Here is a 15097-nt window from a genome sequence, read left to right as displayed (position 1 = left end):
AACGGAGATAAAACGGCATGAAGCCTGTGGACGTGAATGGAATCCGGTTCGGCGGCGGGGCGCCCTTTGTTCTGATCGCCGGTCCCTGTGTCATCGAAGAGGAAAAGAGGACAAGAGACATCGCCCGATTCCTCAGGGATCTGACGGGCGAACTGGGCATCCCGTTCGTTTTCAAAGCCTCCTACGACAAGGCGAACCGGAGTGCCCGCGGGTCCTACCGCGGACCCGGCCTCACGGAAGGACTCCGCATCCTGGCCGCGATCCGCAGGGATTTCGGCTGTCCCGTCCTGTCGGACGTCCATCGGTTCGAGGAGATCGACGAGGCGGCGGCTGTGCTGGACATCATGCAGATCCCAGCCTTCCTGTGCCGGCAGACCGATTTCGTCATGGAGATCGCCCGGAAGGCCCGGGTCGTGAACATCAAGAAGGGGCAGTTCCTGGCCCCCTGGGATGTGGCCAATGTCGTGGAGAAAGTGCAGGCGGCGGGCAACGAGCGGATTCTCGTCACGGAACGGGGGGCCAGTTTCGGATACAACAACCTGGTAGCGGACTTTCGTGCCCTGCCGTTGATCCGCGCCCTGGGATACCCGGTGATTTTCGACGCCACTCACAGCGTTCAGCTCCCCGGAGGGCTGGGGACCGCGTCGGGCGGGCAGCGGGAGATGGTTCCCTTTCTGGCCCGGGCTGCTGCCGGGGCCGGGCTGGACGGCATCTTCATGGAGGTTCATCCCGATCCGGACCGGGCGCTTTGCGACGGGCCGAACTCGCTGGCACTGGGGAGGCTTCAATCCCTGCTGGCGGTCCTCAGGGAGATCGATCACATCGTGAAAAGGAGCATGGGTACCGAGGATGGAAACGCTTAGGGAAGCGCCCTGGAAGGATAAACTGGCGAAGGTCAAGCTCCTGATCCTGGATGTGGACGGCGTACTGACGGACGGCCGGATCATCATGGACGACGACGGCCGGGAGATCAAGCATTTCGATGTCCGGGACGGACACGGCATCAAGATCCTCCAGCGCTATGACATAGATGTGGTCTTCCTGACGGGACGCAAGTCGTCCGTCGTGGAACACCGGGCCCGGGACCTCGGCGTGCAGGAAGTGCACCAGCAGGTCTGGGACAAGGTCGCCGCCTATGAGGGGATTCTCCAGCGGCGCGGCCTGACGGCCGATCAGGTGGCCTTCATGGGAGACGATGTGGTCGACATTCCCCTGCAGAGAAGGGTCGGATTCTCTGCGGCTCCGGCCGATGCCGAGGAGGTGGTCCGGCGTTCCGTGGATTTCGTTTCCCGACGGCCCGGGGGCCGGGGCGCGGTGCGGGAAGTCTGCGAGTTGATTCTCCGCGGGCGGGGGCTCTGGGATGAGGTCGCCCGGCGGTACGAATTTGTTCAACTACTGGAGACATAATGGTATTTTGTTTGAGCTTTACAGGGCCTGCCTATGGGTGGTATAAATTTTCCCAGGTATTGCCGCCCCATATCCATATCCCGTTCGGGTTGTTAACCGACCGCGCAGGATGCTGAAGGGACTGTTCGCCTCAAAAGTGAAGAAGAGGATACTCCTTGTCTCCGGGGTTCTCCTGGTTCTCGCCGCCGCCGGAATCTGGTGGTTTGTCCAGAACCGCGGGTCGATCCCGAAGCAGGCCCTGCAGATCATGGCGGAGAACGTGGACCTCCAGGTCCGGAACGTCACGTATACCGACGTGGGCAGTTCGGGAGAGAAGTGGGAGGTGAAGGCGGACAGCGCCCGGTATATGCGTCAGGAGAAAATCGCCCTCTTCGACAAAGTGGCGATCAAGCTGATCCTGGCCGACGGCCAGACGTTTCACCTGACGGGCGACCAGGGCCGGCTCAAGACGGACCTGAAGGACATGGAAATCACGGGCAACGTGGTGATCCTTTCCGATCGGGGGGACCGGTTCACGACGGACCGGCTCAGTTACGTCCATGGGGAGAAGAAGATCTTTACCCGCTCTCCGGTTACAATGGAGAACGACCGGATGAAAATCCGCGGCGTCGGCCTGACCCTGCGGCTGGACAGCCGGGATCTGAAGCTCTCCTCGCGGGTCGAGGCGGAGACAAAGCCTGTCGGAGCAACGGGGGGAAACGATGTCAAAAAACGCTGACAGCTCAAGGATCCGAACTGCCGCGGCGATTCTGGCCATGATTTGCCTTTTCGCCGGCCAAGCCTGGGGACAGGGAAAATTGCCGGTGAGCCGCAGCGAGCCGATCCAGATCGTCTCCGACCGCCTGGATGCGTACGATGAAAAGAAAATGGTGATTTTTTCCGGACATGCCGTGGCCGTTCAGGGTGACAAGTCCATCCGGGCCGACAGCATATCGCTTTTCTACAAGCAGGGAGACCAGCCCGCCAAGCAGAAGGTGTCCAAGGGGACTGACATGGGCGGGGGCGACCTGGAGCGGGTGGAGGCGAAGGGACACGTGATCATCACCCAGGGACCGAAGACGGTTACGGGGGACTTTGCCGTCTATTTTCAGGACGCCCAGAAGATCGAAATGACGGGAAACGCCGTCCTGAAGGAAGGTCGCAGCACAATCCGCGGCGATAAGGTCGTCGTTCTCCTGGATGAGGGACGGGGCTTCGTGGAAAGTGGAACGTCCAAGCGGGTCATGGCGACCATCTATCCCTCCGACCGGTCCGCACCGGGCAAGAAGAAGCCCTGACATGGAGCGGCTGACGGCGGAGGGTCTCGTCAAGGTCTATGGCGGCCGGCGGGTCGTCGACGGCATCCACCTGGAAATCCAGCCCGGAGAGGTGGTCGGCCTGCTGGGTCCGAACGGGGCGGGGAAGACAACGACGTTTTACATGGTCGTCGGGCTTATCCGGCCGGACGGCGGCCGGATCCTCCTCAACGGCGAGGATCTGACCGGCCGGCCCATGTATGTCCGTGCCCGGAAGGGGATCAGTTATCTTCCCCAGGAGCCCTCGGTTTTCCGGAAGCTGACGGTGGAGGAGAACATCCTGGCCATCCTGGAGACCCTGGAGATGGAACAGGGGGAGCGAATGGACCGGCTACGGGATCTCCTGGAAGAATTGGATCTGACGCCGCTCCGGACCCATCGGGCCTATTCCCTCTCCGGGGGTGAGCGGAGGCGGGTGGAAATCACGCGGGCCCTGGTCACATCACCGAAGTATATTCTTCTGGACGAGCCCTTCGCAGGGATCGATCCTCTGGCAGTCGCGGATATCCAGAAGATTATCGGTCAGTTGAAAGAGAAGGGAATCGGGGTGGTCATTTCCGATCACAACGTCCGGGAGACGCTCTCCGTCTGCGACCGGGCCTACATTGTCAACGAGGGGATGGTGCTGGTAGAAGGCGATCCCGATGCCATCGCTTCCTGCGAGATTGCCCGGAAGATCTACCTCGGGGAAGGATTCAGCCTGTAAGAGCAGTTCGTACGGCAAGAGGGGCACTCCTCACGCCGCGGACCAAAGGCGAAGGTTATGGCTCTGGAACTCAAACAAAATCTGAAGCTGACCCAGCAACTGGTCATGACACCCCAGCTTCAGCAGGCCATCAAGCTGCTGCAGGTGTCGCGGCTCGAGCTGGTGGACGCGATCAACCAGGAGATGCAGGAGAACCCGCTCCTGGAAGAGTTGACCGGAGAGGAATACAGCGAACCGGAAACCCCGGCCGAGTCGGACGATCTCAAAACGATCGAAGGGGAAGAGATCAAGCTGACCGAGCACACGCAGGAACTCACCGGGGAAGGAGACGGCAAGACCGATTTCGACTGGGACAATTACCTGGAAGACTATGGCTCTGTGGGCGTCACCTATGACCGTTCCCAGGAAGACGGGCCCGCCTGGGATAATTTTCTCACCGCCCAGTCCTCGCTGACGGATCACCTGATGTGGCAGGTCAAGCTTTCCCGGATGTCCGAAGGCGAAATGGTCGTGGCGGAGCAGATTGTGGGCAATCTGGATACGAACGGCTATCTGAAGGCGACGGTCGAAGAGATCGCCGCCCAGTCCGGCGTCGAACCGGCCTGTGTCGAAGGCGTCCTTCGCAAGGTTCACGATTTCGATCCTCCCGGCGTTGCGGCCCGCGACCTGAAGGAATGCCTGTTGATCCAGGCCCGGGTTCTCCGCGCCGGTCCCCTGGTGCAGGCGATCATCCGGGATCATCTCAAAGAGCTGGAAATCAAGAATTACAGCCAGATCTGCCGGAAACTGAAGGCCTCCGCCGAGGATGTGGAAACGGCGATCCTGGTTATCATGAACATGAACCCCAAACCGGGCGCTCTCTACAACGAGGAGAAGGCCCAGCCGGTCATCCCGGACGTGTTTGTCTTCAAGGCCGGGGATGAATACAAGATTGTCCTGAACGACGACGGCCTGCCGCGGCTCCGGATCTCCAACTTCTACCGTGAGGTCATGGCGGGACTCAGCGGCAGCACGAATTCCGAAGGGAACCGGCGCTACATCCGCGAGAAGATCCAGTCCGCCACGTGGCTCATCAAAAGCATCCAGCAGCGGCAGAACACCATCTACAAGGTGACCGAAAGCATCCTCCGGTTTCAGCTCGATTTCTTCGAACAGGGGGTGTCCTTCCTGAAGCCCCTCGTTCTCCGGGACGTGGCCGATGACGTGGGAATGCACGAGTCCACCATCAGCCGGGTCGTATCCAACAAATACGTTCATACCCCCCGGGGGATCTTCCTCCTGAAATATTTCTTTTCCAGCGGCATCCATCGGACCTCCGGCGAAAACATCGCTTCCAAGAGCGTCAAGGAAGAAATCCGGAAGCTCGTCCAGGGAGAGGATCCCCGACGGCCGATGAGCGACCAGGAAATCGTCCAGCGTCTGGAGTCCGGGGGCATTGCCATCGCCCGGCGGACCGTTGCCAAATACCGGGAGATGATGGGCATCCTTCCGTCTTCCCGGCGGAAAAGACTCATCAAGACATAAAAATAGATTGACATTTCAGAACCTCATTTCTATAAAGCGCATCTTTGCCGAAGGGGGGCGATCCCTCCCGTGGCGAACTCCCTGAGAAGGATCGTAGGAGGATGGAACCATGAAAATATCGCTTACCTTCAGAAACACGGGCGGGGAGGACTGGTTCAAGCAGGTCGTCGACGAGCGGCTGAGCAAGCTCCAGAAATACCTGGACCATCCGGCGGAGGCCCACGTTGTTCTGTCCGTCGAAAAATTCCGCCATGTTGCGGAAATCAGCCTTTCCGCCGATGGGGCGAACGTGATCGCCAAGGAAGAGGCGAAAGACATGAACACAGCGATCGACAACGCCGTCGAGAAGGTGGAGCGACAGCTCAAGAAGCACAAGTCAAAGATCCGAACCCACAAATCCGGCGCGATGCGCGGTGAAGACAGGACCCTTCGGGTTGAGCAGGCGGACGAGGAAGAGGCCCGCTCGCGGGTCGTGGAGACCCGGAAAGTCGTGCTCAGTCCCATGTCCCTGGACGACGCGGTCCTGGAGATGGACACCGTGAAAAACCGTTTTCTCATCTACCGTGATATTGCCACGGAAAACGTCTGCGTCCTCTATCGTCGGGACGACGACAATTTCATTCTGATCGAATCGAACAGCTAGCGCTCGGGGAAGACGGCATGAAAATCATCGATATGATGAAGCCCGGGTACGTCATCGAGGAGCTCCAGGCCAAAACGAAGCGAGACGTGCTGGCGGAGTTGTCATCACTTTTTCTGCTGGATCTCCAGGGCGACCCGGAAGAAATGGTGTCGATCCTCCTGGAACGGGAGAAACTGGGGAGCACCGGCATCGGCGACGGCATCGCGATTCCTCACGGGAAGATGAGCACCATGAAGGATCTCGTCGTTGCCTTCGGACGAAGCCGGAAGGGGATCGATTTCAACGCCATGGACGGCAAGCCCGTTCACCTGTTTTTTCTCCTGATGGCGCCGGAAAATTCGGCGGGCATTCATTTGAAAGCGCTTGCCAAGATATCCCGGATGCTCAAGGACGGGGCGTTCCGGAAACGCCTCCTGGATGCATCTTCCCGGCAGGAACTTCTGGCGGCCATCATGGAAAAGGACGAAATTCCCTAGCCGATCGCATCAAGAAAATTGGACGGTCATGGCGGTATTGACCATACAGGATCTCGCGGAGCGATACCGCGGCCGCCTCGGAATCGAGGATGCCGGCGGAATCGGCCGCCGGAACCGGCCGGTCCGGACAAACCGCCTGCAAATGGTCGATCCCCTGTTTCGGGGGCGATCGCACCGCTCGGGATCCATCCCCTTCCTCCAGCCGGAGGGGCTGATTCAACTGTCCCGCCTGCCTGACTCCCTCCGGAATGCCCTGTTTCAATCCCTTGTCCGTTCGGGGGCGTCCTGTCTTTTCCTCGCTTCAGCCTTCTCGATTCCCCCTTATCTGGCCGGCCTTTCCCGGCGGTTTCACCTGCCCGTGATGGCTTCCTCCCTGGCGGGGGTCCATCTTGAAAGCCGTTTTACGGGCCTTGTTCGGGAGCACCGGCAGGGGATCAAAAGGGTTCACGGCTGTCTTGTGGTCGTTTCCGGAACCGGGATCCTGATCACGGGAGAAAGCGGGACGGGAAAGACGACGGCGGCCCTGCACCTTGCAGAAGAGAAAGGCGGATCCTGGGTGGCCGACGACGCCGTGGACCTCTCGCGCCACGGAGCCTCAATCCGCGGCCGAGCCCCCGGGAGCATCCGCGGCCTCGTGGCGGTCCCGGGACTGGGAATCGTAGCCGCTTCCGGATTGATTCCCCGGTCGCACATCCGGAAGGAAGCGCCGGTCGACGGCGTGGTCCGCCTGATCCGCCCGGCGGAGGAGCCGGACGCCGGCTGGGCCGGAATTGAAATACAGGGAGAGAAGTGTCGGGTTCTGGGGGTCGAGAGACCGTTTCGCATACTGCCCTTGGCGGACGGTGAACCGATGCACAGCCGGATCGCCGGCTGGGCGGCTTCGATCAATTCGGGAGGGATGGGATCATGAAATGTCCCCGGGTAGTCATCGTGACCGGTCTGTCCGGCTCGGGAAAAAGCACGGCCTTGAGGGCGCTGGAGGACATCGGCTTCTTCTGCGTCGACAACCTGCCGGTGGTCCTGTTGCCCGATTTCCTGGAGATCCAGGCGGACGAGGAGAAAGAGATATCCCAGGTGGCACTTGTCATGGACCTGCGGGAAGCGGGCTTCCTGGATCGGTATCCGGAGATCTTCGAGCTTCTGAAGGAAAAGGGATACCGGATCGAGGTGCTGTTTCTCGACGCCGGCGACGAGGCGCTCCTGCACCGGTTCAGCGAGACCCGCCGGATGCATCCGCTGGCGATGAAGGGGTCCGTCATGGAGGGGATCCAGGAAGAGCGCAGGAAGATGGCTTCCCTCAAGGACATGGCCGACACGGTCATCGACACGACGTTCCTGAATGTCCACCAGCTCAAGGACGCGGTCCAGCGGGCCTTTCTTCCGCCCACGACGACCCGCCGCATCATTCTCCACGTCCAGTCCTTCGGGTACCGCTACGGGATCCCGGCCGACGCCGATATCGTCCTGGACGTGCGGTTCCTGCAGAATCCATACTTTGTGGAATCGCTCAAGCGCCTGGACGGCCATGAGCCGGCGGTGCGGGAGTACGTCCTGGCCTCCGAAGAAAGCCGGATTTTCCTCGATCAGCTCCTGTCGCTCCTCTCCTTTCTCCTGCCCCTTTACGAGAAGGAGGGAAAGCCCCGCATCAACGTCGCCATGGGCTGCACGGGAGGCCGACACCGCTCCGTGGTAATGGCCAACGAGCTGGCGGCCCATTTTTCCGACCAGGGCTATCTGGCCGGTACGACCCACCGGGACATCAACAAGAGCGGCTGATCCTCAACCTATGGGGCAGTCGACAGCTTTGCCGTCACGTTGTCCTTGATCCAGTGGGGATCCCACCATTCCGTCGGATTCACGAACTCCCCCGCCACGAGGATGGAGAAGTGGAGATGGTCTCCCCCGGCGAGACCCGTCAGGCCGCTCGTTCCGAGGACCCCTCCCTTTTTCACTTCCTGACCGTTTTTCACCTGGATGCCGGACAGGTGGGCGTACAGGCTGAACAGCCCCTGCCCGTGGTCGAGAATCACCGCGTTCCCGTAGATCCCGAGGGGGCCGGCGAAAACGACCAGACCGTTATTGGCGGCCTCGATCGGGGCCTGGGATGTGGATGCCAGGTCCACGCCCATGTGGGTGCTTTCACCGAGGGACTGGCCGTTGTATCGATAGTACCGGTGGTCGCCGAAGAGGGCCATCGGCGCCGCGTCCTTCATGCGCAGGAAGGTGCCTTCCCAGAGCTGTTTTGGTACGGACCGCTGGCAGACGGAGAAGATCGTACGGGCGTTTTCCTCGCGCAGTTTTGAGTTTACGTAAACAAAAGTCTCGATGGGCGTTTTTCCTCTGAGTTCCGGGAGGGTCGCCTGGAATTCGGGCATCTTCTGCTGGAAGAAGCCGTCGCCCAGGGACATCTCGTCGCTCCGGAACTTCTTTTCCAGGATCAGGGCCGGCAGGGCGACCACGGCCTCGTTGCCGGCGGCGTCCCGGGCCACGACCTGGATGCGCGGCTTGGCGGTCGCCGCTCCGATGGGAAGGGCGAAGTAGACGACCTGGGAAGGCCTCCCGCCGATGTCCGTCGGAAAGGAGGGGAAGAACCGCTGGTCCACCATGACCCCGCTCATGATCACCGGCTTGGAGATCCGGTACGTCACAAGACAGGTTCCGCCGGGGCTGATGTGATTCATGGAACCGGTAAGAAGGATCTGCGGCGGGATGATGTCGACGGTGATGGATTTCGCGATGGTCGTCGTGTTCGCCCAGAGGGAGTGGTCGGTGGCGGTGACGGTCAGGGTTGCCGGGCCTTCCTGGAGTTTCCAGTGCCATGGATCGAGGGGAAGGGATACGGTCTTTTCCCGGACTCCCCGCTGGGGGAAATCCTCGGCCGATACGACCTGGGTTCTTGTCCCCTGGGAAAGCGTCACGATAACTTTTTTGAGACCGCTTCCGGAATCGCGGAATGTGATTCCCAGGACCTTCTGCCGCCCCACGATGCTGACATCCTGATCCAGAGCAATCCGGGGCTTCTGGAATTCTCCCATGGTCAGAAAGAACCACACCAGACCTCCGATCACCAGGACCGCAGCAATCCCGATGATCATCCACTTGTTTGCCTTCACGACCAACCTCCCCGCCAGAATTGGCGCCGGCGAGCATGCTCATGCCCGTTCCCCGGCGTCCGGCGTGGTCTTTCTATAAAGGCTTTGCCCGGCCTTTTCAAGGGAAACGGGTTTCCGGTTCATGGAGGGAGTAACGGATTTCAAATCCGTCCACCCTTCCTTTTTTCTCTTTTTTTTCTGGAAGCGAGGTCGTCCGCGGATGAGAGGCCGACTCGCAAGGGAGAGAGGCTTCCCTCGCGCTCAGAAGAGTTTTTTCGATCCTGCAGCGTCTCGCTCCGCTGCAAAGTCATAACTCGCGCCTGGCGGCGCTCAGACAGATGACTTTGCGGGCGCTGCGCTGCGACGGCAGGGTGCCCCGAAAAAGCCTCTATTCGCGCTCCGGGAAGCCCCACTCCCCGCCATCCGCGGGGGCGCGGCCGGGGGTTCCCAGAGGAGCGATTAGGAGAATTTTCCTCCCGGACGGCCGCTCAGGCGGGCAATGCGCTCCGCGGGAAATTCTCCGCGACGGCGGGAGCCCCCGTGACAGCCCCCGCGCCACTATGTGAATAAAAAAGAGGTGGACGGATTTGAAATCCGTTGATCGCCGGCGCCGTGTTCCAGTCACCGTGTCCGAGTTCTGCAGGCCGCATCCTGACAGGAATTCCTTGATCTTCCCATCCGCAATTGCTATAAAATTGCACCGATATGACATCTTGCCGGGATCGGGAAACGGGGGAGGGAATCTGAAGATGCTCAAGGGGCGGCGTGTGGTGCTGGGAGTGACGGGGGGGATCGCGGCCTACAAGTGCGCCGAGCTGACCCGGGAACTGATCCGGCAGGGAGCCCAGGTGAAGGTCATCATGACCGAAAGCGCCCGGGAATTCGTGACCCCATTGACCCTTCAGACCCTTTCGGGAAACCCCGTTTACACAGAGCTTTTCACCCTCATCCGGGAGCAGGACATCGCCCACATCGCCCTGGCGGAGTTTGCGGAGTTGATGATCATCGCCCCCGCCACGGCCAACATCATCGGCAAGGCCGCCGCCGGCATCGCCGACGACCTCCTGACGACGGTCTTCATGGCCATGAAGGCGCCGGTTCTCTTCTGCCCCGCCATGAATACTCAGATGTACGCCAGCCCGGCCCTTCAGGAAAACCTGCGGAAACTCGAATCCTGGGGCTATCACGTCCTGCCTCCGGCGTCGGGTCCCCTGGCCTGCAAGGCCGAGGGGGAGGGCCGCCTCCCGGAGGTCCCCGAGATCGTCGAGGCGGCGGTCTCCCTGATGACGCCGAAGGACCTGGCAGGGGAACACGTTCTTGTCACCGCCGGACCCACCCGGGAGCCTTTCGACCCGGTCCGCTTCATCACCAACTATTCCTCGGGGAAAATGGGCTATGCCCTCGCTCTTCAGGCGCGACGCCGCGGCGCCCGGGTCACCCTTGTCAGCGGTCCGACGTCCCTCCCGCCGCCCGCCGGCGTGGAAGTGGTGAACGTCGGGAGCGCCGTGGAGATGCGCGACGCCGTCCTGTCCCGTCTGACAGGTGTCACCGTGGTCATCAAGGCGGCCGCCGTGGCGGATTACCGGCCGGCGGTGCTGCAGGAGCAGAAGATCAAAAAGAAAGGCGGAGCGCTGACGCTGGAATTGGAGCGGAATCCGGACATCATTCGGGAAATCGGAATGAAGAAGGGGAGGCGGGTCGTCGTCGGCTTCGCCATGGAGTCGGAGAACCTGCTGGAAAACGCCAAGGCTAAGATGGTCGAGAAGAACATGGACCTGATCGTGGCCAACGATCTCCGCGAGGCGGGTGCCGGATTTCAGTGCGACACCAACATCATTAAGATCATGGATCGCAGGGGGGATGTCGAGGCCCTGCCGCTGATGGACAAATCCGAAGCGGCCGGCCGCATCCTCGACCGGATCCGCGAACTCCTCAGCCATAGCGGAAGAAGAAGGCGGCGCGGATGAGCGCAATCCCGACCGATCCGCGCAGCGAACTCCACCGGATCGTTTCATCTCTCCGGGAATACGCAGAGTGGGAGCGGGAATCCCGACGACGCATGTCGTTCTTCTGCGAGGCAGGGGCTCTGCCGGCGGAGTCCGGAACGGCCGGGACGACGCCGGTTGGGCAGATCATGGAGAGTCTTCCGGTGAAAGGCACCCTGGAGGACGTACGCGCGGAGATGGGGGATTGCCGACGCTGTCCTCTTGCGGCTTCCCGGAAGAACCTGGTCTTTGGCGAGGGGAATCCGCGGGCGGAACTGGTCTTCGTGGGAGAGGCGCCGGGAGCCGACGAGGATGCCCAGGGACGTCCGTTCGTAGGAAGGGCGGGTCAGCTCCTGACACGCATCATCGAGGCTATGAAGCTCCAGCGGTCCGACGTGTACATCTGCAACATCCTGAAGTGCCGCCCTCCGGGGAACCGCAATCCCGAACCGGGGGAGATCGGGGCCTGCGAGCCTTTTCTCCGGAAGCAGCTCGAGGCCATCGGGCCGCGTGTCATCTGTGCCCTGGGAACGTTCGCGGCCAAGACCCTGCTGAAGACGGAGTCGCCGATCACGGTCCTCCGGGGCCGTTTCCACGACTATCAGGGGATCCGGCTCATGCCGACCTATCACCCGGCCTACCTGCTTCGGAATCCCGGAGCGAAGAAGATGGTCTGGGAGGACGTCCAGATGATCATGCAGGAATTGGGGACTTTATGATGAAGAAATCGATCCGGATCCTGGGTATCTGCATCCTGGCGCTCCTGCTTCTGTCCGGCCCGTCGCATGCGGCGGCGGGAGAAAAAGCACCCGTTTTAGACCTGGTCACGGTGAGCGCCGCCATCACCCCGCCGATCGCCGAGTACATCGTTCAGAGCGTCGCCGAGGCCGGGAAATCGGGAGCCGACGGCCTGATCATCCAGCTCGATACGCCCGGCGGCCTCGACCTGGCCATGCGGGACATCGCCAAGGCAATCCTGAACGCCCCCCTGCCGGTCATTGTCTACGTCGCTCCAGCAGGAGCCCGGGCGGCCTCGGCGGGGGTCATCATCACCGTCTCCGCGCATATCGCCGCCATGGCGCCCGGCACGAACATCGGGGCGGCCCACCCGGTGGCCCTGGGATTCGGCGGCGGCGGCGACAAGACCATGATGCAGAAAGTTGAGAACGATGCCGTCGCCTATGTGCGGGGTATCGCCAAGCAGCGGAACCGCAATGAGGACTGGGTGGAACGGTCCGTCCGGAAGAGCGAGTCCGTTACGGCGGAAGAAGCCCTGAAGCTGAAAGTGATCGACATCGTCGCTGCCAATGTGAACCAGCTCTTGGCCCAGATGGACGGCCGCGAAGTGGACGTGCTTTCCGCCAAAAAGGTTCTCCGGACCCAGGGCGCCTCCGTCCGGGAAAAGAAAATGGGGACCCGCCAGAAGATCCTCACCGCCCTCAGCGATCCGAACATCGCCTACATCCTGCTCCTGGTCGGCCTGGCGGGACTGTATTTCGAATTCGCCAATCCGGGAGTCATCCTCCCGGGTGTGATGGGGGGAATATCGCTCATCCTGGCCTTCTTTGCGCTTCAGACCCTGCCGGTGAATTACGCGGGTGTGGCGCTCATCCTCCTGGGGATCGTATTCTTCATCGCCGAGATCAAGGTCATCAGCCACGGGGTTCTGACCATCGGTGGCGTCATTTCGCTGGTCCTGGGCTCGCTGCTCCTGTTCGAGTCTCCCGAGCCGGCCCTCCGGGTCTCATGGGGTGTCCTCATACCGGCGGTAATCCTCATATCGCTGTTCTTTGCCGGTGTCATCAGCCTGGCGGTAAAGGCCCAGCTCCGGCAGAAGCGGACGGGAAGCGAGGGCATGGTGGGTGCGGAAGGGTATGCGGTGACGGATGTCCTTGAAGAGGGCAAGGTCTTCGTGAAGGGGGAATACTGGAACGCCTGCAGCGATCAGCCGATCGGGAAGGACCGGAAAATACGGGTCCTGGAGGTGCAGGGACTCCGGCTCAAAGTGGAAGGGCTTTAAAAAAAGGAGGATTGATCCATGTCGCTGACCATCATTACGACCATTGTCATTCTCGTCATCATGTTTCTTGCGTCGGCCCTGCGGGTTCTCAACGAGTACGAGCGGGCCGTCGTCTTCCGCCTGGGGCGGATCATCGACCAGAAGGGGCCGGGCCTCATCATCCTGATTCCCGTGGTCGACCGGATGGTGAAGGTGGACATGCGGACCATCACCATGGACGTCCCGCCCCAGGACGTCATCACCCGGGACAACGTCTCCATCAAGGTGAACGCGGTGATCTATTTCCGCGTCGTCGACGCCACGTCCGCGGTGACGGAGGTGGAAAACTTCCTGTACGCCACCTCCCAGCTTGCCCAGACGACTCTCCGTAGTATCTGCGGCCAGGCGGAACTGGACGAGATCCTTTCGGAGCGGGAGAAGATCAACCTCCATCTCCAGGAGATTCTCGACCGGAGCACCGATCCCTGGGGAATCAAGGTCTCCCTGGTGGAGGTCAAGCACATCGACCTGCCGGAAGAGATGAAGCGGGCCATGGCCAAGCAGGCCGAGGCCGAGCGGGAACGGCGGGCCAAGGTCATCAACGCCGAGGGAGAGTTCCAGGCGGCCCAGAAGCTCATCGAGGCAGCGGCCCTCATGGAGACCCAGCCGATGTCGCTGCAACTCCGGTACCTGCAGACGTTGAACCAGATCGCCTCGGAGAACAACTCGACGACGCTGTTCCCCATTCCCATCGATCTGCTCACGCCGTTTCTGAAGAAGGCATAGGCGCTCGCTGATCCTGCGGAGTTTCCGTTTCGCCCGCCCGGTCCCGGAAATGGGCGGAGGGTGAGGAAAGCCGGGAATAAACCGCGGTACCGGAAAGGAGGAAGGGATTTCTTGGAAAAGAAAGAGAAGAAACACATCCTGACGGGGGGCGTCATCCTCATCGCACTCGGCGTGTTGATTTTCCTGCACAATACCGGGCTGTGGCGCTTCGGCGAGAGTTGGCCGCTTCTGCTGATCGTTGTCGCCGCGACGACGCTGATCCAGCGGGTGAAGGATCTCGGCGGCTGGATCCTGATGGCCGTCGGAATCGTGTTCCTGCTTACGGGAACGCTGAAAGTCGACATGCAGGTGCTGGGGCAGTACGTCCTGCCGCTCCTGCTGGTTGCTCTCGGCGTCAGCATGCTCTTGAAGAAGAAAAAGAAAGACGGCCCGGATCCATGAGGGAGCCCCCCGGGGACGGGAAGGTCCTCGTCCTCTGCGATTTTGACGGCACCATTTCCCGGACGGACGTCGGGAACAGGCTCTTCAACCGGTTTACCGGCCGCGGCTGGCAGGAGATCGACGAGGCCTACTGCCGGGGCGAGATCGGCTCCCGGGAGGCCTACACGAGGGTGGCGGCCATCCTGGAGGGAGACCGGGAGCGGATGCTCGCCTTCGTCCTCAGGGAGGCGGAACTGGACGGGCATTTCCCCGCCTTCCGGCGGTTTTGCCGGGAGACGGGCCTGGACCTGATCATCGTCTCCGATGGCCTCGACTTCTACATCAATGCAGTGCTCCGGAAACACGGCCTGGAAGATATCCCCATCCACGCGAACCGGACGTTGTTTCGCGCCGGGAAGCCGCCGTCCATCGAGTTCCCCTGGGCAAGCGAAGACTGCGGGCGCTGCGGGACCTGCAAACGGGGAATCCTTCGGTCCCGGCGGGGCCGCTATGACGTCATCGTCTATGTCGGGAACGGCCATTCGGACGTATGTCCTTCTGCGGAGGCGGATCTCGTTTTTGCCAAAGGGGTTCTCCTGCAGATCTGCCAGGAGCGCCACCGCTCCTGCGTGCCATTTGAGAATTTCAGCGACGTGCTTGATTTTCTGAACAGCAATCCGTCCCGGTCCTCCGGGGCGGGACACGAATGCCTCCGCGGCGCCTGCGCCTCGGACCGAATCGAAGAAAATTCAACAGGGAGGTAA

Annotated in this window: 17 protein-coding genes; 16 read left to right on the top strand and 1 reads right to left on the bottom strand. The window is 61.4% G+C overall.

From position 1 onward, the window contains the following. The first annotated feature begins 17 nt into the window (after window positions 1–17). From kdsA to rapZ, 10 genes are all read left to right on the top strand, one after another. The gene (kdsA, locus tag HPY65_14550) at window positions 18–863 is read left to right on the top strand and encodes a 3-deoxy-8-phosphooctulonate synthase (protein NPU85693.1); all 846 of its coding nucleotides are present in this window, start codon (window positions 18–20) and stop codon (window positions 861–863) included. Continuing rightward, window positions 850–1407: an HAD hydrolase family protein gene (locus HPY65_14545; GenBank protein ID NPU85692.1), complete on the top strand. Its 558-nt coding sequence runs from the start codon at window positions 850–852 to the stop codon at window positions 1405–1407. The genes kdsA and HPY65_14545 overlap by 14 nt, the downstream gene beginning before the upstream one ends. Before the next feature lie 109 nt (window positions 1408–1516). Then, window positions 1517–2125 (top strand): LPS export ABC transporter periplasmic protein LptC, encoded by a 609-nt coding sequence (gene lptC, locus HPY65_14540; GenBank protein NPU85691.1) that lies wholly within the window; start codon window positions 1517–1519, stop codon window positions 2123–2125. 85 nt (window positions 2126–2210) lie between these two features. Continuing rightward, window positions 2211–2684, top strand: coding sequence for a hypothetical protein (locus HPY65_14535; protein ID NPU85690.1), 474 nt, complete (start codon window positions 2211–2213; stop codon window positions 2682–2684). A gap of 1 nt (window position 2685) precedes the next feature. After that, a complete protein-coding gene (gene lptB, locus HPY65_14530) occupies window positions 2686–3408 on the top strand; it encodes an LPS export ABC transporter ATP-binding protein (GenBank protein ID NPU85689.1) in 723 nt (240 codons plus the stop codon). 57 nt (window positions 3409–3465) lie between these two features. Continuing rightward, a complete protein-coding gene (gene rpoN, locus HPY65_14525; GenBank protein NPU85688.1) occupies window positions 3466–4932 on the top strand; it encodes an RNA polymerase factor sigma-54 in 1467 nt (488 codons plus the stop codon). Between the two features lie 109 nt (window positions 4933–5041). Further along, a complete protein-coding gene (gene raiA, locus HPY65_14520; protein NPU85687.1) occupies window positions 5042–5575 on the top strand; it encodes a ribosome-associated translation inhibitor RaiA in 534 nt (177 codons plus the stop codon). A 17-nt stretch (window positions 5576–5592) separates the two neighbouring features. After that, complete coding sequence (locus HPY65_14515; GenBank protein ID NPU85686.1) at window positions 5593–6051, top strand: PTS sugar transporter subunit IIA; 459 nt, start codon at window positions 5593–5595, stop codon at window positions 6049–6051. Window positions 6052–6079: 28 nt separating this feature from the next. Continuing rightward, window positions 6080–6961: a hypothetical protein gene (locus tag HPY65_14510; GenBank protein ID NPU85685.1), complete on the top strand. Its 882-nt coding sequence runs from the start codon at window positions 6080–6082 to the stop codon at window positions 6959–6961. Then, window positions 6958–7827: an RNase adapter RapZ gene (rapZ, locus tag HPY65_14505; protein NPU85684.1), complete on the top strand. Its 870-nt coding sequence runs from the start codon at window positions 6958–6960 to the stop codon at window positions 7825–7827. Before HPY65_14510 ends, rapZ begins: the two co-directional genes overlap by 4 nt. Window positions 7828–7835: 8 nt before the next feature. Here the strand turns inward: rapZ and HPY65_14500 are convergent, their stop codons facing one another. Further along, window positions 7836–9164, bottom strand: coding sequence for a M23 family metallopeptidase (locus HPY65_14500; protein NPU85683.1), 1329 nt, complete (start codon window positions 9162–9164; stop codon window positions 7836–7838). Window positions 9165–9892: 728 nt separating this feature from the next. Between HPY65_14500 and coaBC the strand changes: the two genes are divergently transcribed. From coaBC to HPY65_14470, 6 genes are all read left to right on the top strand, one after another. After that, complete coding sequence (coaBC, locus tag HPY65_14495) at window positions 9893–11110, top strand: bifunctional phosphopantothenoylcysteine decarboxylase/phosphopantothenate--cysteine ligase CoaBC (protein NPU85682.1); 1218 nt, start codon at window positions 9893–9895, stop codon at window positions 11108–11110. Next, window positions 11107–11847 (top strand): uracil-DNA glycosylase, encoded by a 741-nt coding sequence (locus HPY65_14490; protein ID NPU85681.1) that lies wholly within the window; start codon window positions 11107–11109, stop codon window positions 11845–11847. The genes coaBC and HPY65_14490 overlap by 4 nt, the downstream gene beginning before the upstream one ends. Next, window positions 11847–13148: a nodulation protein NfeD gene (locus HPY65_14485; protein NPU85680.1), complete on the top strand. Its 1302-nt coding sequence runs from the start codon at window positions 11847–11849 to the stop codon at window positions 13146–13148. The genes HPY65_14490 and HPY65_14485 overlap by 1 nt, the downstream gene beginning before the upstream one ends. 18 nt (window positions 13149–13166) lie before the next feature. After that, window positions 13167–13913 (top strand): slipin family protein, encoded by a 747-nt coding sequence (locus HPY65_14480; GenBank protein ID NPU85679.1) that lies wholly within the window; start codon window positions 13167–13169, stop codon window positions 13911–13913. A gap of 111 nt (window positions 13914–14024) precedes the next feature. Next, a complete protein-coding gene (locus HPY65_14475) occupies window positions 14025–14354 on the top strand; it encodes a hypothetical protein (protein ID NPU85678.1) in 330 nt (109 codons plus the stop codon). Further along, window positions 14351–15097 carry an MtnX-like HAD-IB family phosphatase gene (locus tag HPY65_14470; GenBank protein NPU85677.1) on the top strand — a complete coding sequence of 249 codons (747 nt, stop codon included), beginning with the start codon at window positions 14351–14353 and terminating at the stop codon, window positions 15095–15097. Before HPY65_14475 ends, HPY65_14470 begins: the two co-directional genes overlap by 4 nt.

This window comes from Syntrophaceae bacterium, from assembly GCA_013177825.1.
In the GTDB taxonomy this organism is placed as follows: Bacteria; Desulfobacterota; Syntrophia; order Syntrophales; family PHBD01; genus PHBD01.
The sequence above is the reverse complement of the archived record's forward strand: the minus strand, read 5'-3'. Positions and strand labels throughout refer to the sequence as shown.